Origin of the sequence: Desulfatibacillum aliphaticivorans DSM 15576 (assembly GCF_000429905.1) — a bacterium.
Lineage (GTDB): Bacteria > Desulfobacterota > Desulfobacteria > Desulfobacterales > Desulfatibacillaceae > Desulfatibacillum > Desulfatibacillum aliphaticivorans.
Map to the genome: position 1 here is coordinate 72,242 of NZ_AUCT01000008.1, position 24,628 is coordinate 96,869.

The window sequence follows — 24,628 nt, forward strand, 5'->3', positions numbered from 1 at the left end:
TCGCCGCTCTTATTTATCAATATTATCAATTTGACTGATTAATACTATCTATATATTCTTCCCGCGTTTTTGCATCATAAGACTCTATCCATAAGGAGAACACTGTGGAATCGCCTATTGTCATTGGAAAAAGAAGTAAAAGCGCCTTGATCAATAAAGTCATGGAAATCCTGCCTGACGGCGGAAATCTTAATTTATGCCTCACTTGCGGCGCCTGCGCCTCCGGTTGTCCGGCGGCCGGCCTGGAGGGAATGGATCCCCGCAAGTTCCTTCGCATGGCGGCCCTGGGCCTGGATGAGGAAATTGCCAAAACAAACTGGGTTTGGTTTTGCTCTCAGTGCCAGCGGTGCACCTACGTTTGTCCCATGAACATCGACATCGCCGGCCTGGTTTTTGAGGCCCGCCAGCTTACTCCCCGCGAAGAGCGTCCCAAGGGCATCCTGGGAAGCTGTGACATGGCCTTGCGCAACGAGTCCTGCAGCGCAATGGGCGCTTCGCCGGAAGACTTCCAGTTTGTGGTCGAGGATGTGGCGGAGGAAGTCCGCGAGACCCAGCCCGGATGGGAAGAATTGCAGGCGCCCGTCAACAAGCAGGGCGCGGAATTTTTCGTCTCCCAGAACTCCCGCGAGCCCGTGACCGAACCGGATGAAATGATTCCGTTGTGGAAAATTTTGCATCTTGCCGGCATTGACTGGACCTATGCCACCACCGGCTGGGGCGGCGAGAACTACTGCATGTTCCTGGCTGACGACGAAAACTGGAAAAAGATCGCCAAGATGAGCCTGGATTCCGCCCGCGATCTTGGCGCCAAGGTGTATTTGAACACGGAATGCGGCCATTCCACATACAGCATCTGGAAGGGCCAGCAGAAATTCAATATTGAGACTGAGCTCGAAATCGCGCCCATGGTCATGTACTACGCCAAGTGGATCAGGGAAGGAAGGCTCAATCCCAGCTCCGATTGGAACAAAGACCTGCAAATCAAGTTCACGGTCCAGGATCCCTGCCAGCAGGTGCGTAAGAGCTTCAAAGACCCACTGGCTGACGACCTCCGGTTTGTGGTCAAAAAGATTGTGGGCGAAGACAACTTTGTGGATATGACCCCCAACAAGTGCAACAACTTCTGCTGCGGCGGCGGCGGAGGATTCCTCCAATCCGGCTTTCCCGAAGCGCGGTATGAATATGGACGGCTGAAGTTCAACCAGATCAAAGCCACCAAGGCGACATACGTTGTGACGCCCTGCCATAACTGCCACGCCCAGATTCATGACCTGAACGAGCACTACGATGGCGGCTATCAGACGGTTCACCTCTGGACCATGCTGGCGCTTTCCCTGGGCGCGCTGGGCGAAAACGAGCGCGAATATCTTGGAGACGACCTGAAGGAAGTGTGGCTGCCCGGAGAACCCGGAACCCCTGATCCCTTTGCCAAGAAATAACCAAGGAGAAAACAATGTCCGAATGGGAACCCAAAATCGCAGCGTTTTTCTGCAATTGGTGCACATACGGCGCAGCGGACTTGGCGGGAGTGAGCCGCTTGCAGTATCCACCCAGCTTCCGGGTGATCCGCGTCCCGTGCAGCGGCAGGATCAGCCCCAAGTTCATTCTGGCCGCATTCCGCCACGGAGCGGACGGGGTGTGGGTGTCGGGCTGCCATCCTGGAGATTGCCATTACATTGAAGGCAACTTTTACGCCAGGCGCAAGTTCGCCCTTTTCAAAAATCTCATGGAGCACATGGGCATTGAAAAGGACAGGCTGCATTTTTCGTGGATCTCGTCCGCCGAGTCCACCAAGTTCCAGAGGGTGGCCTTGGAAGTCATTGACGCCGTCAAGGCGCTTGGGCCGGGAGATCATTTTGTAAAGCATCCCGTCAACAGCCTGGACGCCCTGCCCGGGGAGTTGAGATAGGATTTGCTCACGGAAGGTGACGTGACTATGGAAGGTCAAACTGTAATAGGCTCCACCCTGGTTGTGGGAGGGGGCGTTGCAGGAGTCAAGGCCGCGCTGGATCTGGCCGACTCCGGCTACTACGTCTATTTGTTGGAAAAGGAGCCCGCCATCGGCGGCATTATGTCCCAGTTGGACAAAACCTTCCCCACCATTGATTGCTCCATGTGCATTCTGGCGCCTTATCTGGTGGAAACCGCCCGCCACCCCAACATCGAACTGGTGACGTACTCCCAGATCGAAAAGGTGGAAGGCAAGGAAGGCGCTTTTCGGGTCTCCGTCAAGAATAAAGCCAGAAGCATTAAACTGGAAGATTGCACCGGGTGCAGGGCCTGCGTGGACGCCTGCCCGGTGGAGAATATCGTCAATTAATAAGCGGGCGGGCGATCCTGCAGCGCCGGGGTCGCCCGCCTGAAGCAATTGTCAGCGTTTTCGTCATGATTAAATGCGTATATTTAGACGCCAAATTCGATAAGCAGGTTCGGACCGTGTCCAGAGCCGGGAAAAAAGGGGCTCTCGCCGCTGACAAGGTCAAAAGCATCATTGACGCCCTTGTGGACGGAGAGACCGACGACTTCGGCAGACTGGGGTCATTGACCAAGCACGGGGAAGCCCGCATCGACAAATGCGTCAAGTACGATCTGGGCGCCGGCTACAGAGCGGTCTGCGCCTGGGACAAAGAGTCCTTCTACGTCCTTTTCGTCGGCAGTCATGATGAGTGCGATCGCTGGATAGAAACCAACCGCGGCCTTTCTTTAGACCAGGATCTTTCCATCGGAAGGGCTTTAAAAGTCCGACAAAATTTCCCATCCAGCGCCTGCTCTGAAAGCCAGCCGGAACCGGACGAAGAGGATCATTTTTACCCCGAGTCCATCGACCAGCAGACCTTGCGCAAAGTCTTTTGCGGCCTTTGCGGCCAAAGCGCTTAAGGTCTGAGAAAGTTTTCAAACAAACATCATTTAAGGAGGGCTGAATGGCTTCTGAATACGGAGGCATGTGGAAATCGTTAGGCATGGACCTGGGCGCGCACGACCAGCTGTTGGCGGTTTTGGGCCAGGGGTATACGGATGTATTTCTTTCCCAGGCCAACAGGCCCAAAGGCATGGACTATTTCAATTTTGTCATGTCCGAAGTGCATGGTCTTAGAATCAAGGAAATGCTGGAAGCCAGGGAGCAAGGCGAAAAGATCGTCGGCTCCTACTGCGTTTTCGTGCCCGAGGAAATCGTCCGGGCTGCAGGCGCCACCCTGGTGGGTTTATGCTCCGGCGGCGACTTCGCCATGGAGGAAGTGGAACGGGTGCTGCCCAGAAACACCTGCGCACTCATCAAGTCGTCCTTCGGCTTTAAACTCGGCAAGGTCTGCCCCTACCTGGAATCCGCGGACATGATCGTGGGGGAAAACACCTGCGACGGCAAGAAAAAATCCTACGAGGAGCTGAACAAGCTGGTTTCCAATCTTTACGTCATGGACCTGCCCCAAACCAAATCGGAAAACGCCAGGGCGCTGCTGAAAGCGGAATTCGTCCGGTTCGCCAGGGCCGTGGAGGAATTGACCGGAAACCCCATTACCGTGGAAAGCCTGAAAAAGGGCATTGCCATTACCAATGCAAAGCGCCAGGCCATGCACAGGCTGGAAGCTCTCCGCAAGGCCGATCCGGAACCCATTTCCGGCCTGGACGCACTTTTGGCCAGCCAGGTGTCCTTTTATGATGCGCCCGTCCGCTTTACCGAGTCGGTAAACGCCTTATGCGACGAGTTGGAAGAGCGCATTAAGGACAATGTGGCCGTGTTCCCGGAAAAGACGCCCAGAATCCTTATGAGCGGCTGCCCCATGGCAGTGCCCAACTGGAAGCTGCCCTGGATTGTGGAAAGCTCCGGCGCCGTCATCGTGGGCGAGGAATCCTGCGTGGGCGAAAGAGGGCTTCGCAACCTGACCGACGACTCGGGCCAGGACGTGGAATCCCTGATGGAAGCCATTGTGGATCGCTATTTCAAAATCGACTGCGCCATCTTCACCCCCAATGAAGACAGGGCGGACCACATCGTCCAAATGGCAAAAGACTACAAGGCGGACGGCGTCATCCAATACGCCCTGAACTTTTGCCAGCCTTACCAGATAGAAGCCATGGGCCTGGAATCCAGGATGGAGAAGGAAGGCATCCCCATGCTCAGAATTGAAACGGATTACAGCCCGGAAGACGCCGAACAGCTTAAAACCCGGGTGGAAGCCTTTGTGGAAATGATCGGCTGATTATGATTTTTGCAGGACTGGATATTGGCTCTCGCAGCATGGAGCTTGTGCTGCTGCAAAAGGGCCGGATTGTGGAATGGAGAAAGACCGACACCGGTTACGATCCCCTGGGGCAGGCCTCCCATATTATGGAGGGCTTGTCCTGGGACAGCCTGACGGCCACCGGCTACGGGCGTAAGCTGATTTCTGACAACCTGAACGCTCAGGCGATTACGGAAATCCAAGCGCACGCCCTGGGAGTCAGGGAACTGTTCCCGGAAGCGCGAACCGTCCTGGACATAGGCGGCCAGGACACCAAAGCCATGGCCCTTTTGCCCAACGGCAAAATCTCCCGCTTTGAAATGAACGACCGCTGCGCCGCAGGCACGGGCAAGTTTTTGGAGTTTATGGCAACCAGCCTGTCGCAGCCCTTGGAGAAATTCGGGGGCTTTGCATTGACCGGAAGGCCGGGAGTCAGCATAAACAGCATGTGCACGGTTTTCGCCGAGACGGAGGCCACCTCATTAATGGCCAAAGGATGCAAAGCCTCTGACATCGCCCTGGCCCTTCATCATTCGGTGGTGAGGCGCAGCCTGTCCATGCTTAAGCGGGTGGGTTTGAACGACCCAGTGGTGTTTACGGGCGGGGTTGCACGCAATCCGTGCATGGTGAAATTGCTGGAGCAGGATCTTGCCATGAATCTTTGCATTCCGCAAAATCCTGAAATGACGGGCGCCCTGGGCGCCGCTCTTTACGGGGCTTCCAAAGCTCGGGCCCATTCCACCGCCTCCAAATAGCAGGCGGGTATATTATGATCCGGGAGGCCAAGTTTTTGGGCGCATTTGTGCACCTCCTCCCAGTTGCCGCGCTCGTAGTTTTGCACCAATTTTAAAAAAAATGCGCCCTCTCCCTTATTATGGATCAAGGCGTCCTTGATGGCGCCTTCCAAAGGAAGTTGGTTAATGCAGTTTTCCATGGAGTCGTCCAGCAAGGCGTCCAGTTGAGAAAAAAGGCCTAAAGTAAACAAGTCTATCTGCATGTCCCCCTTGGACGTGGAGCACCGCCCCAACAGGTCGCAAAACCTGGCTCGGATAGCCGAGCTAAGCACCAACTCGTCAGGTTTGTCCACCCCCAGTTGATTCATCATCAACAATGAAGTGAAGCGCCTGATCGCATCCAGCCCCAGCAGGCTGACGGCATGCCGTATGGAGGATACTTTCTGCACCGTGGCGAAATAGGCCGAATTGATGTAACGCAGCAGCTTGTAGGAGATGCCGGCGTCCCTGCCGATCAGCTCTTCCAGTTCGTTCAGGGATAAATTTGGATTCGCTATTTTAGCCATGATTGCCAACAGATTGATTTTTAGGGGAGGAATCCCTGTGGACTGGACAATGGCGGGCTTGGAAAAAAAGTAGCCCTGAAAATACTCAAAACCCATCCCTAAGTACTTCTGAAACTCTTCATGGGTTTCCACCTTTTCCGCCAGCAAACGCACCGGATAGCAGGATACTTGGTCCAGCATATCCACCAGTTCGTTTTGGGGAGTGGAAAGGACGTCGAACTTCACAATGTTCGCAATTTCCAGGAGGGGATGCCAATCCGGCGTCAGCACAAAATCATCCAAAGCAAAGCGAACGCCTTGATCCGACATACTCCTGCAGGCTTCCACCAATTCCGGGGTGGGCCGCACGGTTTCCAGGATTTCCACCACCATTCTGGTAAAAGGCAGATGCAGCGGAATTTTCTCCAAAAGCAAATTTTCGGGAAAATTTACAAAAGCCCTGGATTTTCCGGCCAGATTTTCAAGGCCGACAGTCAAAAAGCTATCGGAAAGCAATCTGTTGGTGGCGGTCTCGTGATCCAGGTCCGGAAAACTGTTTTCCATGCTTGTGCGAAACAGGAGTTCATACCCATACACCCTTTGCTTTCTATCCAAAATTGGCTGCCGGGCTACATATGCCTTCATGCGTTAGTCCTCTTCGTATCGCTTCCTTCATATATACAAAATCTTATTATCTATCCGTCATCAAGGCTCCCGGCCCCAACGAAATATACGCCGGCACCAGTTCCGCCATTTTAGGAAGCATGTGAGGCCCAAGCCCCAGGGTTTTCATACTGGATTCCATATGCGCGGGGCTCATATTCTCCAACTCCAGGCCGGTGTTGAATCTGGACATTAATACCTCACACACATAGACCAGGCAGGCCATGGTTTTGCCCTTTTTGGCCTGGGAAGGATTATGGTGGCAGCAAATGGCAGCCTGCAAAATATTGGGCAATTCCCACGCTTCCGCCAGGCGTCGCCCGGCTTCCGTATGGCTGATCCCTATGAGATCCTGCTCGGCTTCGGTCAAGGATTCCTCTCCCACCTGGGTGCGGCGATAAAACAGGGGAAACGCCTTGCACACGTATTGATCCAGGGCGGCCCGGCCTATGTCGTGGAGAAGGCCGGCGGTATAGGCCACCTCCGGCGGCACAACCTTTAGCTTTCGGGCAAGCCTTTCGCACAAACGGGCCATGCCGACAGCATGGTGGAACAAGCCGCCTTTGCAGAGCGAGTATCCGTCATGATTATGGCTGGAGTAAAATATCTCCACATACGCGGAAACGGCTATCTGCAACAGGGTTTTGTCGCCCAGTACAAGGATGGCTTCATCAATGGACCTCACCTTCCTGCCCAGGCCGATAAAGGCGGAATTGCACAGATTCAACACTTTGGCGGCGATCACCTGATCCTGCCGGATTTCCTGGGCCAAATCCTTTAGATCCGATTGCTCATCCTGGATCATCCTGGTGATTTTAAGGGCGATCTGAGGGATGGGCCGAACCCGGCTGATCAGGGAGTTCAACTCTTCCTCGGTGGGTTTTTTCAAATCAATTTCGGTCGCTGGTATCAAATCCTCAGGGGGAATGATTTCCGGCTCCATGGCGCTTAAATCCAGCCTTAAATTGCAGGTGAAATACCCCCCTGTTTCCGAACGGACGACGGGAATCCCCTCCTTCGCTAGGATTTCAAAAACCTTTTCCGCAGTCCGCCCGCCTACGTCCAACTCCAAGTCCAGGTTGGATATGGGCCCCACCAGGGCGCCGCCCGCCACAAAGGCTTCCATCCGCTTTTTAGAAGCGCCGTGCGCTTCCAGGTCAGCTATGAATAAGGGGAGGCCTGTGGTCGCATATCGTTCTTTGGGCCAAGCCTCATAAGTTCCGGCGGGCTCCGGCAGCAGCAGATGGCAAATGCCCCCTATGCCGGCCTCACGATCTCTAATGACCACTCCCACACAGGTTCCTAAAACAGCTTGCAGCACCGCCTTGCGCCTTCCGCTGATGGCGTAGCATCCTGAATCTACATATTCCGTGCCTAAAAACATTTGTTTCATCATTGTCGTAGGCCTTTTAGTTTATTTGCAAATGGGTTCGGCAAAAAACTTCGCCCTAAAGCAACACAATACTTGGATTTGATGCAAAAAGCAGTCCAGGTTCCTAATTTTTTCAAGAGACGATAAAAAACAAAGGAAAGAAGAGTGAAATTTTATGGAGACCGCGCTCATACAAAGTGCTGAAAAATTTCACGGATGCAAACAAGCGGTGCGGTCGGTAAGCCTGGAGCAAAAAAGGCGAAGGATAAATGACGTCAAGAATATGTCATGCCGGAGGAAAAATTCCTATTTACCAGCCAAGACAATAATTTTACCAGTAACAAACAAACCAAAACTCCCTGGATTCCCAGCTTGGGCAACAGGACCAAACCCATCACCAGAGCGCCGCCCGCGGCGCCCGCCAGGTCCGCCCAATAGAGATTGGCCGTAATTTGCGCTTCGTGCCCGGAGCATATCCTGGAAGCGGCTGCGAATTGCCCGCCGACAAACCAGCCGGAGGCTGCAATCAAAAGAGGCAGGACAACGTAGCCCATGAGGGACAAAACCCACCCGTGGGCCGCATGAACGCACACAGGTCCGCACGCAAGGGCCAGCAACGCCGCCGCCATAAGCCCTGTTTCGCCCCTTTTATAGCGTTTCACGGCGTTTTTTTCGCCCTTCAGGGACAAGTATCCCCCGGCGGCCGCGCCGACCATAAAAAGGGTGATGAACAGGCAAAGGATCGTATAGGCGTAGCCGTAAACCACCTGGAACAAAAGGACCAAAGCAAGCTCCACGCCCATGCCGGCAAAGCCGGAAGTCATTATGGCAAAGCGAATCCGATCTTTAAAGCCCGCCATAACCGCCAGGCTTAAAACCAGCATGGTAACGCCCCAAAACAGCCATTGAGAACTTTTTGACTTTGTCATCCATAGATCCAACATGTGGCCGAAGGCCCAGGGGCTTAAGTCCCTGTTTGGCTTCACCGCCTCTTCATTCAGGAGGTCTGCCAGGTTGTCCATACGGAACGGATCCGTCATGGTTGCCAAATCTATGTCAACCAATTGTCTTGTGGAAATGTTTCTTGCAGCCAGGACGCCGGAGACGTCCGGGTCCAAGGGCGATTCGGAAGCCATAAAATAGTGGGTAATGCCCGGAAATACCAGTACGTGGGCAAAGGTTTTTTCCAAAGCCTGGAAAACGGTCCGGTTAAGGGCCAGGCCGCCTTTCTCCAGGTAGTTGTCCGCTCCCGCCAGGGAGAAGTAAAGGACGCCTTCCGGATGCAGAGACCTTTTGGCTTCCTTGAAAAAATCCTGGGTGTAAAACCGGTTGATCTGGGCGTTTTCCGGGTCAGGCAAGTCGATGATGATTACATCGTACTTCCGCTTTGACTCTTTGATGAACAGTCGCCCGTCGCCCACGTGGGCGCTGACTTCCGGACGCTTCAGGCTGTGAAACAAACGGTCGTCCAGATTAAGAATGCTTTTGTCCAGTTCCACATAATCTATTCCGGAAGGCGCGTGTTTGGCTATTTCTTCAATGGAGCCAAATACGCCGCCTGCAACAACCAGCACCCTCGCGCCTTCCGGAACCTGGCACATGGCCGGATGCACCAGAGCTTCCACGCTGGCTTCATCGGAAGAAAAAAGCAGGATGCCGTCCTGCCACACATTGTATTGATCGCCCGTCCGGGTAATGGCAAGCTGGCAAAACGGGCTGTTTTTCCAGGTGATGATTTCCTGCCCCGGGAGTCGCCAGGACCGGGACGCGGGGGCCAGCAAAAAGCTAAAAGCAATCATTGCGGCAATGCAAGCGCTCAGGGCATAGGAAAGCAGGGGCCGATCCTTTCGCCCCAGGATCGCGGCGGCCAAGGCATGCAGCAAGCCGAAAAAAGCCAAGGTCTGCCAATGGGAGAAAAAATGGACCAGGATAAGGGAAAAAACCAGCCCGCCCAGGATATCCCCCACTGTGTCCGTGACATACGCCCTGGCCGCGGCGCCGCCGCTTTGATCCAGCCTGACGGCTAAAGGGATCATGGCTCCGCTGACCAGCACATAGGGAAGAATGATGATGGCGCCGAACACCGTGGAGGAGCTTAATCCCAGCATCTGCCCCCTGACCCAAAGGAGGGGAAGCGCGCGAATGGCGGCGATTTGCATCAGGGGCAATACAGCGAGAATCAGGTGGCCTGCAAAAAGGCGACGCAGAGGGGAGCCCGTGGAGCGCGCCAGACGCGCGGCGATTTTGCTGCCCAGACCTCCGGCAAGCAGCCAGATTCCCAGGGCGACGCCCACCACCAACTCGTTGCCGCCGAAGGTGGACATAAATTCCCGGACGACCACAAGCTGTGTGGCCACGGAGGAGGCGCCCACTGTCAGGAGGCATATGTGAAAACGGGTGAGCTTCATCTTTTCCGGTGCAATGGAAGGAACGGGAGAAAGACGCAAGGCGCAAAAGCGTGCATGCGCAGGCCGCGCCTTAAAACCGCCCGCACATAATACCAGCGCAATTAAAAAAATAGGCGGGCCGCGGCCTTTTTTATTTCAAATAGTCCAGCTCTTTGGGCAAAGCCACCCCTTTGCCCATGGAATCCTCTCCATAATTGACGCTGGCCAAGATGGCCAGATCGTGCAAAGCGCGGACGTCTCCGGTGAACATCACCTCGTCCACGTTTTCCTTTTTTATCTTGCCGCCGGCCCACTGCATGTCCAACACGCTGCTGGCGTCAAAGCGGTCGCCGTTCACGATCATCTCCACCTGGCCGCCGTAATGCTGCACCACCTTGGCCACCATCAGGGACGGCCGGGAGTGGAAGCCCAGCTTTTGCGGCACGCCCACGGTAATGGAGTCCCGCTTCATGTTTTCGTTCAGGACATCCTGGGCCAGATTCATGCCCTGAGTCAGGAATTCGCAGACGTAAAACAGGCCGTAGTTCACCGTGACTTCAAGCAGTTCATCGCCGTTGATCACTTCCATCAGACGATCGCTGACCTGTTTGTAGACGTTCTTGAATCCGGCGTCCAATAAATGCCGTTCATAATAGTGCAACAGGCCGCCGGTGAACTCCAACAAGTGCAGGACAATGGAAAAATAGCTGCGGAACTTCTTGAGCCCGCGATTGCCTGACCGGTATCCGCCGTGGATCACGTAAGAGTCAAACTCGCTTTGGAGGTTATGCACCACCATCTCGTATTTGCGAATTTGCACTTCATTGGCTTTGGACGGAACCAGGTTCTGAATTTGCTCAATGGTCAGGGGCTCGTAAAAGGCGAGATGATCGAATGTCTTGACAATATTCAAGAATTCGCTCGCCAGGCCGACGATGCTCTCTTTTTTCTGGTGCTTTTCAGCGTCGTCGATATCAGACTCCAGGATCTCATCCGTAGAAACCCTGGGAAAGTCGGAAGGCGAGAACATGTCGTCAGGAACGGGGATTTGCAGGCGCCTGGCTTCCTCCAGAATAGCCGGAGCAAGGCGTTGGAGGCATCTGGTTAAGAAGGCCAGGGCCCTTTCCCCCTGGGCGTCGAAATCCTTGGGGGATTCCAGCTCATAAAAGGGCATGCGGTTGAAAATATGCTTTTGAGAATACGCCGCCCTGGAAAGATGCCTGACCGTTGCGCATAGCTCCCTGTAATAATACCAGTTTCTATTATTCTTGGCGCCGTGGAAATCGAGCAAATCCTCCAATAGCTGCGAGGAGGCAATCAACAAAGAGTACAGCCTTTTAGTGAAGGTGTCCCTGCCCGGCTCCACTTGCATGAGATATTTACAGCATTTGAGGTAATCAGCGGAAAAAATCGCTACTTTTTCTTGAAAACTAAGCTCCCTGGGCGCGGCGTCCGTCATAATCAGAACATGTCCTTCTCGGTTTCGCTAATCACTTTATCCAGGCGTTGTTTCAGGCCCGAAGGCAACCCCTCAATATCCACGTTCAGGAACCCCCGGACAATGGTGGAAACCGCCTCTTCCTCGGTCAAGCCTCTGGCCATGAGATATTCAATTTCCCGGTTGTCAATTTTTCCCACCGCCGCTTCGTGGGACATTTCCACGCCCGGCACATGAGCTTCCAGCTCCGGAATGGCCAGCATCAGGCCGTCTTTGAGAATCAGTCCCTTGCATTCCAGATGGGCTTTGACTTCGGGAACCAGTCCCACCAGCTTACCTTTGGCCAGGATGTCCCCGCCGAAGGTAATCGCCCGGGAGATGATTTCCGCCTTGGTTTCCGGCGCCTCCAGGATGACGTTGGAGCCCACATCCAGGGTGCTGCCCTTGTCCGCCACCAGAATGCTGTTAAAACGGGCTATGGCGCCCCTTCCGCGCAAATGGGTGGTGGGAGACATCTGAAGCGACCCCACGGGCCTCAAAGAAATGTAATTGGATATGAGCACGCCGCCTTCTTCCACGTAGCCCACGGTCCGGGGCCGGACGTTCACTTCCTTGCCCCAGTCGTGAATCATGGTGAAAGAAAGGACTGCGCCTTTTTTAACGTAAAACTCGGTAATGCCCACGTGCAGGCCGGATATGAGATGGGGCGAGGTGGCGCATCCGTTGATAATGGACAGGTGCGAGCCTTCCTCGGCGATCACCAGATTATGCACGTTCTGGGCGAACTGCTCCTTCTCAATGTATAGACAGGACTGGACCGGCGCCTGAATGATCTGGCCGGGCTGGCTTCGGATGAAGTACCCTTCCGCGGGCTGTTCGTGCGCCCAGGAGGTGTATTCGTCTTTGCCGGGATCCACGCCCTTCCACAGGTAGGGAGACAGGTCGAACTTATCTTTGGCCTGGGTGATGGACATGATGTCCACCCCTTTTTGCTTGGTTTTGCTATGGAGTACGGACTGATCCTTGACGATGAAGGTGCCGGCCCGGAAGTCTTCGGAGGCGTCCACGCCCACGCTCAGGAACTTGTCGGCGTCCGCCGGGTTGATGGCTTTCAGGTCCGCAAGATATTCGTGATTGGTCTGACCTGCTTGATAGTCGGACAAACGAGGATTTTTTGCTTGGTTGTCATTTTTCATTGAGGGCACCCCACGCATTCCGCATAACCGTATTCACGGATCCATTTGAGGATTTCCCGGGCGTTCTGGCTGCACCGGAGCACGCCGTCGTACAGGACCTGTCCGCGATCCGCGGTGATGTAGTCCAGGATGTATCCTGTATGAGTGATGACCAGGCAGGACTTTTTCTCTCTTTTTGAGGGAAGTTTGCAGGTGGGATTCTTCGGAACGCCCCGATGAAGCAGGCGGTTGATGGCGTCGCCCACCACGGCCATGTTTTCCAGGTCCACGCCGCTTTCCGGCTCATCCAAAAGCAAAAGATCCGGCTCCTGGGCCTGCAGTTGCAGCAGTTCGGAGCGTTTGATCTCGCCGCCGGACAGATTTTCGTTCACGTCCCGCTCCAGAAAGCTCTTGAAAGCCAGGTCTTCGGCCAGGGCGTCGATGTCCGTGTTTGGATTTTTCCGGCAGATTTCCACCAGGGTGCGGGTTTTAAGGCCATGGATGGTGGGCGGCCTTTGAAAAAGCACCCCTATGCCCAGCTCCGCACGCTCGTTGATGGGCATGAAAGTGACGTCATGCCCTTTAAAGGTGATTTTACCGTGGGTGACCGTGTAGCCGGTGAAGCCCATGATAGTCATCATCAGGGTGGTCTTGCCCGATCCGTTGGGGCCGAACAGGACGTGGGTCTCCCCATCGGGAATTTCCATGTTGACGTTTTTCAGGATGGGTTTGTCCCCCACCTGCACGCCCAGGTCTTCGATAAGCAGCATCGCGCTATTCCTAGTATAAGGTTAGTCGTGTTCCAGCCCCCTCCGCGGAAGGGGCCCGGCCATCCCTGCTATTTGGATCAAGGCAGTTTAGCGGGTCAAAGGAAACCGTAAGCCGAATTCTGTTCCCTGGTCGGGTCGCCCCGGCCAGGGCGGCGGCCATTCATCTAAGGGCGCCGGTTGCCCGACGCCTCTTGCAACCTACCCGGGAGCCTACAGCGGGCCGCTGCATGAGCTCCCCTATTTGGTCTTGCACCGGGTGGGGTTTACCCAGCTTCCCCGATCGCCCGGGGAACTGGTGCGCTCTTACCGCACCGTTTCACCCTTACCGGGCAGGCCCGCTCAAAAGCGAGACTGCCAGGCGGTATACTTTCTGTTGCACTTGCCTTCGCGTTGCCGCGACTCCGCGTTACGGAGCACCCTGCCCTGCGGTGTTCGGACTTTCCTCCGGGAGGTGAAACCCGGCGGCCGCCTGGTCTCCTCTGGCCCGCTATTCTTCTTCAGGCTTTCGCCAATATAATATACGGTCGCAGTGAGGGCAAAACAACATTCTGTCGCCCACCTGCAATTCATTGTATATCTGGGGCGGAATTCCCATGTGGCAGGCCTTGCATACGGCGTCTTCCACCGCGGCCATGGCCATGGAGTCCCTGTTGCGCAAAATCAAATTGTACCGGGACAAAATTTGCGGTTCCACGGATGCGCAGATTTTCGACCTGGAGGATTCGAAGGTTTTGAGCTTTTTTTCCACGTCTGCGGAGCGGGAGGAAACGTTGGCGGTTTCATCCTCAACCGCAGTCGCCACGGCCTTCTTTTCTTCTTCCAGGCCGCTTATGACTTTTTGGGTTTCCTCCACCTGGGTCATGATTTCCATGACCTCTTCCTCCATGTCGGCAATCCGTTTGGAGCCGTCATCGATCTCCCTAAGAAGGGCTTTATACTCCCGGTTGCTTTTTATGGACGAAAGGCGCTCACGGCTTCTTTCCGCAAGGGCTTTCGCAGCCTCTATTTCCCCCTCCAATTCCCTCTGCCTTTTCTGCACGGCTTGCATTTCTTCCGTCTGGATGCTGATTTTCTCGGCCAGTTCCTGTAAATCGGTTTCCAGCGAGGTGAGCTTGGCGCGCCCCTCCTCCAGTTCGATCTGGACCTTGTTGGCCTGGTTGTCAATATCCTGTAGCTGAACCAGTGCTTGAATTTGTTCTTTCACAACTCCTCCGTTAAAAGTCAATAAATGGCAAAAGGGTCTTGTTCCAAACTGCAGGGTTCTGTGATTACATCCAGCCCCTGAGCGTCGCATTGTTCCTGAATGAAATGGGCCATGGCCTCCACCATAAGGTGCTCCGAGGCGAAATGGCCCACGTCTATAAACGCCAGTCCGGCGTCTTCCACGCTCCGTGCGTGGTGATATCCCATATCTCCGGTAAGGTAAACCTGAGCCCCAGAAGCAAAAAACTCCGGGAGCAGCGAAGAACCGCTTCCGGAGCATAGGGCAATAGCGTCCACCTGTAGATTTTTGTTTCCTACCGCCCGGACCCATTTGAGGCCCAGGCGCTCCTTGACCCGTGCGATAACGTCCTCCAAGGCGCCCGGTTCCGGCAAGCGGGCCACGCGTCCCAGTCCGGGCTGGTCCGCCTGGCCGGGGACAAGGTCTTTTTCGGACTCCAGGCCAAGGCGTTGGGTCAGGATGTCGTTGACGCCCCCGCGGGTTTTGTCCAGGTTTGTGTGGGCGGAGTATAAGGTCAGATTATGCCTGACGGCCAGGGAGATGATTGCTCCCATGGGCGTGGCAAGGTCCAGGCTTTTCAGGGGGCGGATAAGCAAAGGATGGTGGGTGAAAAGCATGTCCACATTGTTTTTACAGGCAGCTTCCACCACCAAGGGAAGAGGATCCAGGGCCGTCCAGATCTTTTTAACCGGATCGTCCATGCGGCCAAGGGCCAAGCCGGTGTTGTCCCAGGTCTCCGCCAGCGCAGGAGGCGCTGCGTTTTCAATGATTTCAACTATGTCCCTGACCCGGGCCTGCGGCATTGGTCGCCTCTCCCCTTCGCTAAATAAAAAGAGGCGCGGTGTGTGCTGCCCGCGCCCCTTTAGTCCTGGAGGGTGTTTTCTGATGCTTCCCTGTCCAGTATTTTACAATTGTGTTTAGCAATTTCCTTTTCCCCTAACGTCCGGACTCCTTTGGCGCCCTTGGACCATGCTTTCGGATCTTCAGGGCGATGATGGGCCCACCTGGGTTCGAACCAGGGACCTACCGGTTATGAGCCGGTGGCTCTTCCAGCTGAGCTATGGGCCCATTCCCAAAGCAATCTGGGCATAAAACACCACATTGGGGATGATGTCAAGCCTTAGAGGTCAATAAAACTCTTAAGTTTTTGACTTCTAGAGGGATGACGCAGCTTGCGCAGCGCTTTAGCCTCAATTTGCCTGATGCGCTCCCTGGTGACAGAGAAGTCTTTCCCTACCTCTTCCAATGTATGGTCGGCCTTTTCTCCTATGCCGAACCGCATGCGCAGAACCTTTTCCTCTCTGGGGGTCAGCGTGGCCAAGACCTTTCTGGTCTGCTCCGCAAGGTTCAAGCTGATAGCAGCTTCCGAAGGAAGCATAAACTTCTTGTCCTCAATAAAATCGCCCAAGTGGCTGTCCTCCTCCTCGCCGATGGGGGTCTCCAAACTAATGGGCTCCTTGGCGATTTTCAGCACACGACGGACCTTTTCCAAAGGAAACTCCATTTTTTGGGCGATTTCCTCGGGGGTGGGCTCTCTCCCCAATTCCTGGACCAAATACCGAGAGGTCCTGATCAGTTTATTGATGGTCTCAATCATGTGCACCGGTATACGGATGGTCCTGGCCTGATCGGCGATGGCCCTGGTTATGGCCTGTCTGATCCACCAGGTTGCGTACGTGGAAAACTTATACCCTCTGCGGTATTCAAATTTATCCACCGCCTTCATTAAGCCTATGTTGCCTTCTTGTATCAGGTCAAGAAATTGAAGGCCCCGGTTAGTGTATTTTTTGGCAATGCTCACAACCAGCCGCAAATTTGCGCGAATCAGCTCGGCTTTTGCATCCTTGGCCTTGCCGCGGCCCGACCAAATGCAGGCCCTCACCCTTTTCAGGGCCAGGCTGTTGGCCTTCAGGGCCAGTTCCCGGTCGCGGATGGAAGTTTGTATTTCCACCACTTGGTAGTAATATACTTTTAACTGGGATTCTTCCAGATCGCAGCACTCGCCGGCCCAGGAGCAGAAATCCTCCAGGCAGGAGCAGTGGCTCCTGAGATCGGAAACCGCCACCCCCAGGTTCTGGGCGCAGCAGTTCAAGCCCTCGTGCTGGGCTTCGAACCAGTCGATCTGGCGATAAATCTTGCTCTCGATTTCACTGACCACCTGGTGCTCCAGGCGCCAATCCTTCAACAAGGCGAAAATACGCCTGTTTCGGCGGTTGACGCTTCTGCGGACCCGGCGGCGTTCTTCAGGATCCAGGGGAGGCCCGGAGCCGAAGAGCTTTTCCCGGAACTCCATATTTTCCTGATGGATGGCTGCGATGCTGTCCAGAATCTCCGAGATGCGCGCCATCTGGGTGGACTCATCCACAAAATTCTCGCCTTCATCCACGTCCCTAAGCACATCCTTAAGGCGAACCTCGCCCTCGGCCATTTCGGTCCTGAGGTCTATCAAATGCTCCACGCCGATGGTGGTTTCCAGAAGGGCTTTCAGGACTTCCTGCTCCCCTTCTTCGATTTTTTTGGCGATCTCTATTTCCCCGTCCCGCGACAGGAGGGAAACCATTCCCATTTCACGAAGATACAGCTTGACCGGGTCGGAAGACCCTCCCGCATCCAGAAGGTCGGGCTTGGGGACTTCCGGTTCGGAATCCTGGTCCTTGGAGTCATCGTCCATTTTAGAGGAGTCGCTGACCGTGATTTTTTTACCGTCCAGGATTTCGATGTCCATCTCATCGAACATCATAAGGGTGTCGTCTATTTGATCGGAGGACACCATATCTTCGGGGAGGGCTTCGTTTAACTCATCATAGGTTAAATATCCCTGCTTTTTGCCTTTGGAGATAAGCTCCTGTAGTCCGGCTTGCGCTTGCTTGATTTCTTCGGACTTTGCCTTCCCTTTTGCCTTTGCCATGGAGTATCGCTCCTTTGCTAATATTTGGCCCCGACCTTGAGGTTCCGGACCTGTAACGCCTTTAACAACTCGTTCTTTTCAACCAATAAACGAAGGGCCAGGTCGTGATGGCCTTCCGTCTGGGCTTGCTGAATCCTGCGGTCCAATTCAGCATGGTTCCTTCGGGTGATGCTTTGCTCAAACTGGTCTATGATCGCCATACACCCCGGGAGCTCCAGGGGGTCGTCATGGGCCAAAATCCGCGCCAGCAGGCTCCGGTCGTCCTGTTCCACGGCCAGGTTCATGATGCCTGCGCCTTCGGGATCCCCTCCCGCCTGGATGAACTCCAGGATGCGCAGGCCCAAGGCCCGCACCCGATTGGAGGAGAAATACTTGATCAAACGCTTCTCCGCCACTTTCGGGGCGCATTCCGGGCAGCGGACCATCATTTGCAAAATGGCCGTTTCCATCCTGTCCGGAGCCGGTTCGGCGGGTTTGGCTTGTTCCTCATGGACGGTTCCCGGCAGTCTTTTGGGTCGGGTTTTTGCGGCGTCCCTTACCGCGTCAAGCACTGCCGCCTCGTCCACGCCCAGCTTTTCGGCGATTTGCTTAATGTACAGGGAACGGGTTACGCCGTCCGAGACGGCCGCGACCTGCTCCTTGATCTCCGCCACGACATTGGCCTTGCCTTCAATGGAGAGTCCGTGCCTGGCTATAGCCGATTCCATAAGAAATGGAATCATATCCTGGCTATTTTCGGCAGCTTCCAAAAAATCTTTAGCGCCAAAATCGCGAACAAAGGAATCAGGATCGTGCCCTGCAGGCAGGACAAGCACCTTGGCCTGCACCTTTTCGGCCTCAAAAAGAGGCAGGCTTTTCCGGGCTGCATTGATTCCCGCCGTATCCGAGTCAAAGACCAGCACCACTTTTTTGGCGTACCCTTTTATTATGCGGACGTGGTCCGGGGAAAGGGCTGTGCCGCAGGTGGCCACTGCATTCCGAATGCCGTGGGCGTATAGGGCCAGAACGTCAAAATAGCCTTCCACCATGAAGGCGACTCCGGTTTTCCGGCACTCCTGGCGCGCCTGATACAGGCCGTAAAGCATCCGTTTTTTATCATAAATGGGCGTTTGGGGAGAATTGAGGTATTTGGGAAGGGCGTCATCCATCACCCGGCCCCCAAAGCCTGCAATTCTTCCGCTAATATCGTGTATGGGGAAAATAATGCGGTTGCGGAATCGGTCGTAGACGTTTCCGCCGCCTTCCTTTTGCACCAGCAAACCGGCTTTTTCGGCCCTGTGCGAAGGAACCCCTTTCCCTTGCAGGAAACCGGAGAGGGCCCGCCATTCATCCGGGGCGAAGCCCAGCATAAAGGTTTTGAGCGTTTCCTGGGGCATTTCCCTTTTTTTCAGGTATTCCCTTGCCTGGGACGCCTGGGGGGCGTTGAGGCTTTTTACGAAAAAGTCCCGGGCAAAGTCGTTAGCCGCATAAAGGGCGTCCCTTTCGGCCACGATTTTTTGCTGCTGCGGCGTCATTTTTCGGGGGGCGAGCTCAATTCCCGCGCGGGCGGCCAAAGAGGCCAGGGCTTCGGGGAATGTGAGATTGTTCTGGCGCATGACAAAATCGAAGACGTCCCCTCCTTCGCCGCATCCAAAACAGTGGAAGAACTGGCGATCCGGGTTAACGGAAAAGGAAGGGGTTTTTTCGGCGTGAAAAGGACATAGGCCCACAAAGTTATTACCGGCTTTCTTCAGAACCATGTAATCCGAAATCACGTCTACTATATTGACGGAGTTTCTCACATGGGAGATCTGGTCGTCCGGAGAAAAACGAGCCAAAATACATCCTTTCAAAAGGAACCAGGGCCGGTCGCATAACACGTCCGGCGGCGAACAAAAAAGAGCCAGGGGCTATAAAATACGCAAGGCCCGCGTCTCAGGACGCAACAGTAGCTGTAGCATCCGGTGAAGACGTGAGCCCATCCGGGAATTGGCCCCTTGGCGAGCCAGCTTATTTTGTGCGGCGGTAATCAAAAAACTTTTAGCCCCCCTGGCAAAAAGCCTGACGCCACAAAACACGATCATCAACCATCAGAAGTTAGTGACAGCCTGACCGCTTGTCAAGAAAATTTTTTTTCTTGTTTTAAAAAGGGCCTTGATCGGTTGATCGAGGCCCAGGTTTGGATCAAAAAGGGTTGTAATCCGGGTCGACGCCTTCCATGGCCGCGGATACGGCTTCGGCCAGATCAAGGGTTCCCACGTATAAGGCGCGTCCCGTAATGACGCCCACCACGCCGTCTTTAGCCAGGGTTTTCACCGCCTTGATGTCCTTGATGGTGGAAACGCCGCCGGAAGCCACAACGGGTATGGATATGGCCTGGGCGAAAGCCCGGGTCTGCTCTATGTTGGGGCCGGTTTGCATGCCGTCCCGATGGATGTCCGTAAAATTGATGGCCGCCACGCCGGCGTCCTCAAAGGAGCGGGCCAGGTCCACGGCCCTGACGGAAGTGGTTTCCGTCCAGCCTTCCACGGCCACCATGCCTTCCTTGGCGTCAATGCCCACGATGATTTTGCCGGGAAAGCGCTTGCAGGCGTTCTTGACCATCTCGGGATTGCGAATAGCCTCGGTGCCGATGATGATATTGGAAACGCCTAAATCAAGATAGGTTTCCATCGTGGCAAGATCGCGAATGCCCCCGCCCACCTGGACCGGCTTTTTGACCGTTTCCAAAATCTTTTTAATGGCGCCCAGGTTTTTCGGGGTTTTTTCAAAGGCTCCGTCCAGATCCACCACATGAATGCGAGCGGCGCCCATGCCCTCCCACTTGGCGGCCATGGCGGCGGGGTCGTCGGAATATACAGTCTGGGCGTCGGCCCGGCCTTGACTAAGGCGGACGCACTTGCCCTGGCGAATATCAACAGCAGGTATGACTATCATTGTTTGGGAAAAGTCTCCAAGGCTTTGTCCAGGCCGCCGGCCGCCAGTTTTTCGGCCGTAACCCAGGCGCCGCCTCTTTTTACGAATTTACTGAAATCAAACAGGTTGTCCGAAAGGGCCTTTTGGGTCTCGTCGTAGCGGCCGGACCACAAAATTTTCTGTTGGGAAACCTGCAGCAAGTGTACGTCAAAGGCCACGGAGGCCGGGGTGTCCACGGAAAAGGCCTTGCCCACCCGGTTGCGAAAACGGTACACATGGCCGGCGGCCACCCCGTCCACGCCCATTCTCTGTCCCACCTCGCAAACCATCTGGCGGGAAAGAATAATGGAGTTATGGGCGTTCATGACCTCTTCAAGCACGCCCTCGGCGTCTTCAAAAGGAATGGGCGTAAAGCCGGTTTTTTCCTCCAGGAAAGTAAACATTTGCTGGGTCATGTAAAGACAGGCGCCCTCCTCCACGGGTCCAGTCTCAAAGGCCTGGCCCGAAATGGGAGACCGCACGCCTTCATCCGGGCCGTACAGTTCGGCCATATCCACAAAGGGGAGCACCAAAACGGTTTTGATTCCCTCGGCGTTGGCGGCGGGAGCGGGAGGAGTGGAAGCGCACCCCGCCCAAAACAGAACAGCCGCGACCGTTAAAGCGACGCATGCCGCGGCGATTGGCCTCTTACGGCCCCTTTTTCCCAGAACTGGCATATCTACAAAACCCCTTTGGTTGAAGGTATACCCCGGACGTCGGGATCTATGGAAGCAGCCTGGCGCAGAGCTCTCCCCCACGCCTTGAACACCGCCTCGATCATATGGTGGTCATTTTCGCCGTACGGAACCTGGATGTGGCAGGTCGCTCCGGCTTTATTGACAAAAGCCCGAAAAAACTCCTGGGGAAGCTGGGTGTCGAACTCTCCGATGGACGGCCCTACAAAAGGTACGCTGAAGACCAGGAACGGCCTGCCGGACAAGTCCAGGGCGACCTGGGCCAGCGCCTCGTCCATGGGAACGACGAAAAAGCCGTAGCGCCTAATTCCCGCGCCGTCGCCCAAAGCCTTTCTGAAAACCTCCCCCAAAACCAGCCCCACGTCCTCCACCGTGTGGTGCAGGTCCACTTCCAGATCCCCCACAGCCTTAATCTTCAGATCAAAGCGGCCGTGGCACCCGAACAGGGTCAGCATGTGGTCGAAAAAACCGATGCCCGTGTCCACCTGGACCTCCCCGGTCCCGTCCAGGTTCAGGGCGATTTCCACCTGGGTCTCTTTGGTGGTCCGGCTGAGCGAACCAATTCGATTTTTTTGCTTGGTTTCCATGATTATCTCCCCATTAACCCGGATTATTATATGGATCGAAGGCATAAGTCAATAAGCCGCAGCAATTCCCTCTTCCTCTGTTGAAAAAAGAGGCTTTTATCTTGAAAAACCTGTCAGGTTTTAATACCATGGCCCTAGCATGAGTTTTCGTTATGCAGGGAGGGGAAGCCAGACGCCGGGGGGGCGCCGCTTTACATCCGTATTTTTGGGCGCTATCGCCCTCCATAAGGCTTTTCGGCCTTTCCTCGTCCGCATCCGTTGCAACCACCTTTTTAATTCAGGAGAAAAAAATGAAAAAAATCCTGGTGTTAGCCTCCGCCTTTCTGATCCTTACGGTCGCGGCCGGCGCCGCTTACGCGGGCGAGGGTTTGGGCGTTTATTTTGGAGCAGGCGGGTCCTACGCTTTTGAGTGCATGGATATCGACGAATATAATGGATATTACGTGAGCGAGTACGGCATTTCTCCTGAATTGGACGGAACCTACGGGTTTTACGCCCTGTTTGGAGCGCGCATTCCCATTCCGGAAAAGGCCCGGGTCGCCCGGCTGTTTTATTTTGAACTGGAAGGCAATTATCTGCCCGGATTTGAGGGGTCGGAGGAATCCGTCCTCGCCGCAACCAAAGGCGCCAAACTGGACGTGGAATTGGACGTGACCACCGTCACCGGCGCCATCAAGTTCGCCCCTAAAATCGGAGATATCGAGGTTTTCAGGCCTTACGCGTCCCTGGGCGGGGGGCTTATGATCGGAGAGATCACCACCACAGCCTCGTACAAGGGCTTTGGAGTTACGGGAAGCAACACGGAATACGACCCGTGCTTCAAAGCCGGCCTGGGCTTTGACTATTATCTGACCGAATCCATCTCCCTGAACATGGAAGCCACCTACGTCACCGGATTCCACGACCTGGACGAGGTAAGGTACGTGAACGGCTCCGCCGGCTTCGCCTTCCACATGTAAAACTCCAATTCCATAAAGCTCACGCCCCGGCCCTTCTCCTGAACCGGCCGGGGCGACTTTAAGATGCAAAATTTCCGCGAAAATAATTTGGAAAAAAATTTCGGTCCTTACCTAAAGCCAAAACAAGCCCTAAAAATCCAAGATCTCTAAAACCAAGGTGTTATCCTGCTCATAAAGATCCCACCCTAAAATTTTTTTGCTCCCGCCGCTTAATAAGAAAATCTTATTATCTATTGACAACAGAATAATAATTTTATATTATCTCATCAGGAGGAGAATGATGGAGACGCACGATTTGGCATTGCGCCTGAAAAAGGCAAGGGAATCTGTCGGCCTCACACTAAAAAGCGCCGCCGACAAGATGGGGTTTAGCAACTATCAAACGCTGGGTTCAATTGAAAACGGAGCGAGAGAAGTTAAAGCCGCTGAGATAATTAAATTCTCAAAAATTTACTATTGCTCAATCGACGTTTTGATAGGAACCGGAGACCATAATGATGAGAAACCCCGTTTATTATGGCGCCGCGCTCCTGAAGAACACGTTCGTAAAATGATTGAAAAACGGGTCCATAAACTTGCCGAACAGTGTGTATGGCTCCAAGAGGCCCTAACTATATCCTCGCGCAGAAAATTCAAAACCTTTGTTTCGGACCGAGAGGAGATAGCAACAAATTTCAAGGTTGATGACATAGCAAGGCAAGCCAGGAAATCTCTTGACTTAGGCAGGCGTCCATCCCTTAGCTTAAAGGATGCATTAGAACAGCAGATGGGAGTAGTGGTTATTTATGATGCGTTGTCCGATGCTGGTTCAGCGGCATCCATGGTACACCCACGATATGGCGCCATCGTTGTCATCAATTCAAACGAATCCCCCTGGAGGCAAAACTATGACTTAGCTCATGAATTATTTCATTTATATACATGGGAATTGTTTACCCAAGACGAGCTTCAAGATCCGGTCCTATTCCATGATATAGAAAGGAAAGCTGATCGTTTTGCATCGACGCTCTTATTGCCAAGTGAAGAAATTCAAAGCAGAGTGCATCAAAAGTTAGATGAAAACAAAAAGCTGTCCAAGGCTGACTTTGTTGATATTGCAAGAGAATTCGGGGTTTCGACGCAGGCCTTGGCCTATCGGATGAAAAATGCAAACCTCATTTCTTGGGAAGTCGCCGACAGGATTGCTAAAAATGAAGAGGTTTTGGGTTTGAGTAAAGATCGCCGTTGGGATGAGCGCGAAAAGGCTCCAAAATCTGAAATACTTACGGACCTTGCAATACGGGGATTGCGTAAGTCAATTATTTCTCGGGGAAAATTTGCTGAGTTGTGCGGTATTGACCGTTGTGATATTGATGATTTTATAAACGAAAAGGGAATATTATATAACGACGGAGAGAGTTTTGAAATTATGGATTCTTGATGCTGACGTGATAATTGATCTCCTGTCTTTAGGGGTTTTTGACAATCTACTTAAACACTGTCAATTGCACCTCTCAACGACAGTGATTGAAGAAGTGCGTTTTTACAAAACCGGAAAAGCCAAGATCCAGATAAATTTTAGAACTGACTACGTTAATACCCGCAAGGTTATTGAAGAGTCGGCAACAGTTGACGACTTGAAAGAAATTACTGAACTACTGCCAATGGCAATTAAAAGAGGTATCGGACCAGGAGAACTTGAGTCCCTTGCCGTTCTTAATAAAAACAGAAACTTGGTATTTTGCTCCATGGATGGATTAGCCATCAAATCTCTTCCTTTTTTAGACCTATCGCAAAATGGAATCTCAGTAGAAAAACTTTTACAGAAGTCAGGCATTTCTACAAAAATTCTTAAAGAACCTCATATGGAGCAGTATTTCCAAACAAAACTAAAGGATGGGCAAGAACTTAAAATCAAGGGTTTTTAACTCATTCACCTCTTCGTTCTCGGTCCTCGCAAGGACGCCCCCTGCTGACAAATCATATACAAAAAATTGAACTAGAAAATGGAGCATCCGCCTCATGGGGATGAGGTTCGAC

At 53.8% G+C, this 24,628-nt stretch carries 22 protein-coding genes, 1 tRNA gene and 1 other RNA gene; 9 read left to right on the plus strand and 15 right to left on the minus strand.

Annotation, left to right across the window (positions count from 1 at the left end):
* Positions 1 to 161: 161 nt before the first annotated feature.
* The 6 genes from G491_RS0109010 (at position 162) to G491_RS0109035 (ending at position 4,975) form a co-directional block, all read left to right on the plus strand.
* Positions 162 to 1,439 carry a (Fe-S)-binding protein gene (locus tag G491_RS0109010; protein ID WP_051327151.1) on the plus strand — a complete coding sequence of 426 codons (1,278 nt, stop codon included), beginning with the start codon at positions 162 to 164 and terminating at the stop codon, positions 1,437 to 1,439.
* Positions 1,440 to 1,453: 14 nt separating this feature from the next.
* Positions 1,454 to 1,909: a hydrogenase iron-sulfur subunit gene (locus G491_RS0109015; RefSeq protein ID WP_015947813.1), complete on the plus strand. Its 456-nt coding sequence runs from the start codon at positions 1,454 to 1,456 to the stop codon at positions 1,907 to 1,909.
* 27 nt (positions 1,910 to 1,936) lie between these two features.
* The gene (locus tag G491_RS0109020; RefSeq protein ID WP_028314363.1) at positions 1,937 to 2,320 is read left to right on the plus strand and encodes an FAD-dependent oxidoreductase; all 384 of its coding nucleotides are present in this window, start codon (positions 1,937 to 1,939) and stop codon (positions 2,318 to 2,320) included.
* A 65-nt stretch (positions 2,321 to 2,385) separates the two neighbouring features.
* On the plus strand, positions 2,386 to 2,877 hold the full coding sequence (locus G491_RS0109025) for a hypothetical protein (RefSeq protein ID WP_028314364.1): 492 nt from the start codon (positions 2,386 to 2,388) through the stop codon (positions 2,875 to 2,877).
* A gap of 44 nt (positions 2,878 to 2,921) precedes the next feature.
* The gene (locus G491_RS0109030; RefSeq protein WP_028314365.1) at positions 2,922 to 4,199 is read left to right on the plus strand and encodes a double-cubane-cluster-containing anaerobic reductase; all 1,278 of its coding nucleotides are present in this window, start codon (positions 2,922 to 2,924) and stop codon (positions 4,197 to 4,199) included.
* Positions 4,200 to 4,201: 2 nt separating this feature from the next.
* The gene (locus G491_RS0109035) at positions 4,202 to 4,975 is read left to right on the plus strand and encodes an acyl-CoA dehydratase activase (protein ID WP_015947817.1); all 774 of its coding nucleotides are present in this window, start codon (positions 4,202 to 4,204) and stop codon (positions 4,973 to 4,975) included.
* On the opposite strand, the gene G491_RS0109040 is transcribed toward G491_RS0109035, so the two are convergent.
* From G491_RS0109040 to hisB, 15 genes are all read right to left on the minus strand, one after another.
* Positions 4,930 to 6,144, minus strand: a complete 1,215-nt coding sequence (locus tag G491_RS0109040; protein ID WP_028314366.1) for an EAL and HDOD domain-containing protein — start codon at positions 6,142 to 6,144, stop codon at positions 4,930 to 4,932. The genes G491_RS0109035 and G491_RS0109040 overlap by 46 nt on opposite strands.
* A gap of 46 nt (positions 6,145 to 6,190) precedes the next feature.
* Positions 6,191 to 7,558, minus strand: coding sequence for an HDOD domain-containing protein (locus G491_RS30075; protein ID WP_015947819.1), 1,368 nt, complete (start codon positions 7,556 to 7,558; stop codon positions 6,191 to 6,193).
* 251 nt (positions 7,559 to 7,809) lie between these two features.
* On the minus strand, positions 7,810 to 9,942 hold the full coding sequence (locus tag G491_RS0109050; protein ID WP_028314367.1) for a fused MFS/spermidine synthase: 2,133 nt from the start codon (positions 9,940 to 9,942) through the stop codon (positions 7,810 to 7,812).
* 130 nt (positions 9,943 to 10,072) lie between these two features.
* Entirely contained in the window at positions 10,073 to 11,380 is a 1,308-nt protein-coding gene (locus G491_RS0109055) for an HPr family phosphocarrier protein (RefSeq protein ID WP_015947821.1), read from the minus strand.
* Positions 11,381 to 11,382: 2 nt separating this feature from the next.
* Positions 11,383 to 12,555 (minus strand): SufB/SufD family protein, encoded by a 1,173-nt coding sequence (locus tag G491_RS0109060; RefSeq protein ID WP_028314368.1) that lies wholly within the window; start codon positions 12,553 to 12,555, stop codon positions 11,383 to 11,385.
* Entirely contained in the window at positions 12,552 to 13,304 is a 753-nt protein-coding gene (locus G491_RS0109065; RefSeq protein WP_015947823.1) for an ABC transporter ATP-binding protein, read from the minus strand. The genes G491_RS0109060 and G491_RS0109065 overlap by 4 nt, the downstream gene beginning before the upstream one ends.
* 93 nt (positions 13,305 to 13,397) lie before the next feature.
* Positions 13,398 to 13,785, minus strand: an RNA gene (gene rnpB, locus G491_RS33665) — RNase P RNA component class A.
* A 6-nt stretch (positions 13,786 to 13,791) separates the two neighbouring features.
* Positions 13,792 to 14,508, minus strand: a complete 717-nt coding sequence (locus tag G491_RS33615; protein ID WP_015947824.1) for a zinc ribbon domain-containing protein — start codon at positions 14,506 to 14,508, stop codon at positions 13,792 to 13,794.
* 17 nt (positions 14,509 to 14,525) lie between these two features.
* On the minus strand, positions 14,526 to 15,329 hold the full coding sequence (locus G491_RS0109075; RefSeq protein WP_015947825.1) for a Nif3-like dinuclear metal center hexameric protein: 804 nt from the start codon (positions 15,327 to 15,329) through the stop codon (positions 14,526 to 14,528).
* Between the two features lie 192 nt (positions 15,330 to 15,521).
* Positions 15,522 to 15,594 (minus strand) — tRNA-Ile (locus tag G491_RS0109080).
* 52 nt (positions 15,595 to 15,646) lie between these two features.
* Positions 15,647 to 17,434, minus strand: a complete 1,788-nt coding sequence (gene rpoD / locus G491_RS0109085; RefSeq protein ID WP_028314369.1) for an RNA polymerase sigma factor RpoD — start codon at positions 17,432 to 17,434, stop codon at positions 15,647 to 15,649.
* A gap of 17 nt (positions 17,435 to 17,451) precedes the next feature.
* Positions 17,452 to 19,251 (minus strand): DNA primase, encoded by a 1,800-nt coding sequence (gene dnaG / locus G491_RS0109090; protein ID WP_035218286.1) that lies wholly within the window; start codon positions 19,249 to 19,251, stop codon positions 17,452 to 17,454.
* Positions 19,252 to 19,597: 346 nt separating this feature from the next.
* Positions 19,598 to 20,350 (minus strand): 1-(5-phosphoribosyl)-5-[(5-phosphoribosylamino)methylideneamino]imidazole-4-carboxamide isomerase, encoded by a 753-nt coding sequence (gene hisA, locus G491_RS0109095; protein WP_028314371.1) that lies wholly within the window; start codon positions 20,348 to 20,350, stop codon positions 19,598 to 19,600.
* Entirely contained in the window at positions 20,347 to 21,045 is a 699-nt protein-coding gene (locus tag G491_RS33620; protein WP_051327141.1) for a hypothetical protein, read from the minus strand. Before G491_RS33620 ends, hisA begins: the two co-directional genes overlap by 4 nt.
* A 2-nt stretch (positions 21,046 to 21,047) precedes the next feature.
* A complete protein-coding gene (gene hisB, locus G491_RS0109105; RefSeq protein ID WP_015947830.1) occupies positions 21,048 to 21,650 on the minus strand; it encodes an imidazoleglycerol-phosphate dehydratase HisB in 603 nt (200 codons plus the stop codon).
* Between the two features lie 290 nt (positions 21,651 to 21,940).
* Here hisB and G491_RS0109110 point away from each other — a divergent pair, with 290 nt between their 5' ends.
* From G491_RS0109110 to G491_RS0109120, 3 genes are all read left to right on the plus strand, one after another.
* Positions 21,941 to 22,609, plus strand: a complete 669-nt coding sequence (locus tag G491_RS0109110; protein ID WP_169829411.1) for an outer membrane beta-barrel protein — start codon at positions 21,941 to 21,943, stop codon at positions 22,607 to 22,609.
* Positions 22,610 to 22,886: 277 nt separating this feature from the next.
* A complete protein-coding gene (locus G491_RS0109115; protein WP_084511448.1) occupies positions 22,887 to 24,029 on the plus strand; it encodes an XRE family transcriptional regulator in 1,143 nt (380 codons plus the stop codon).
* Positions 24,010 to 24,516, plus strand: a complete 507-nt coding sequence (locus G491_RS0109120; protein ID WP_028314374.1) for a hypothetical protein — start codon at positions 24,010 to 24,012, stop codon at positions 24,514 to 24,516. Before G491_RS0109115 ends, G491_RS0109120 begins: the two co-directional genes overlap by 20 nt.
* Positions 24,517 to 24,628 lie beyond the last annotated feature (112 nt).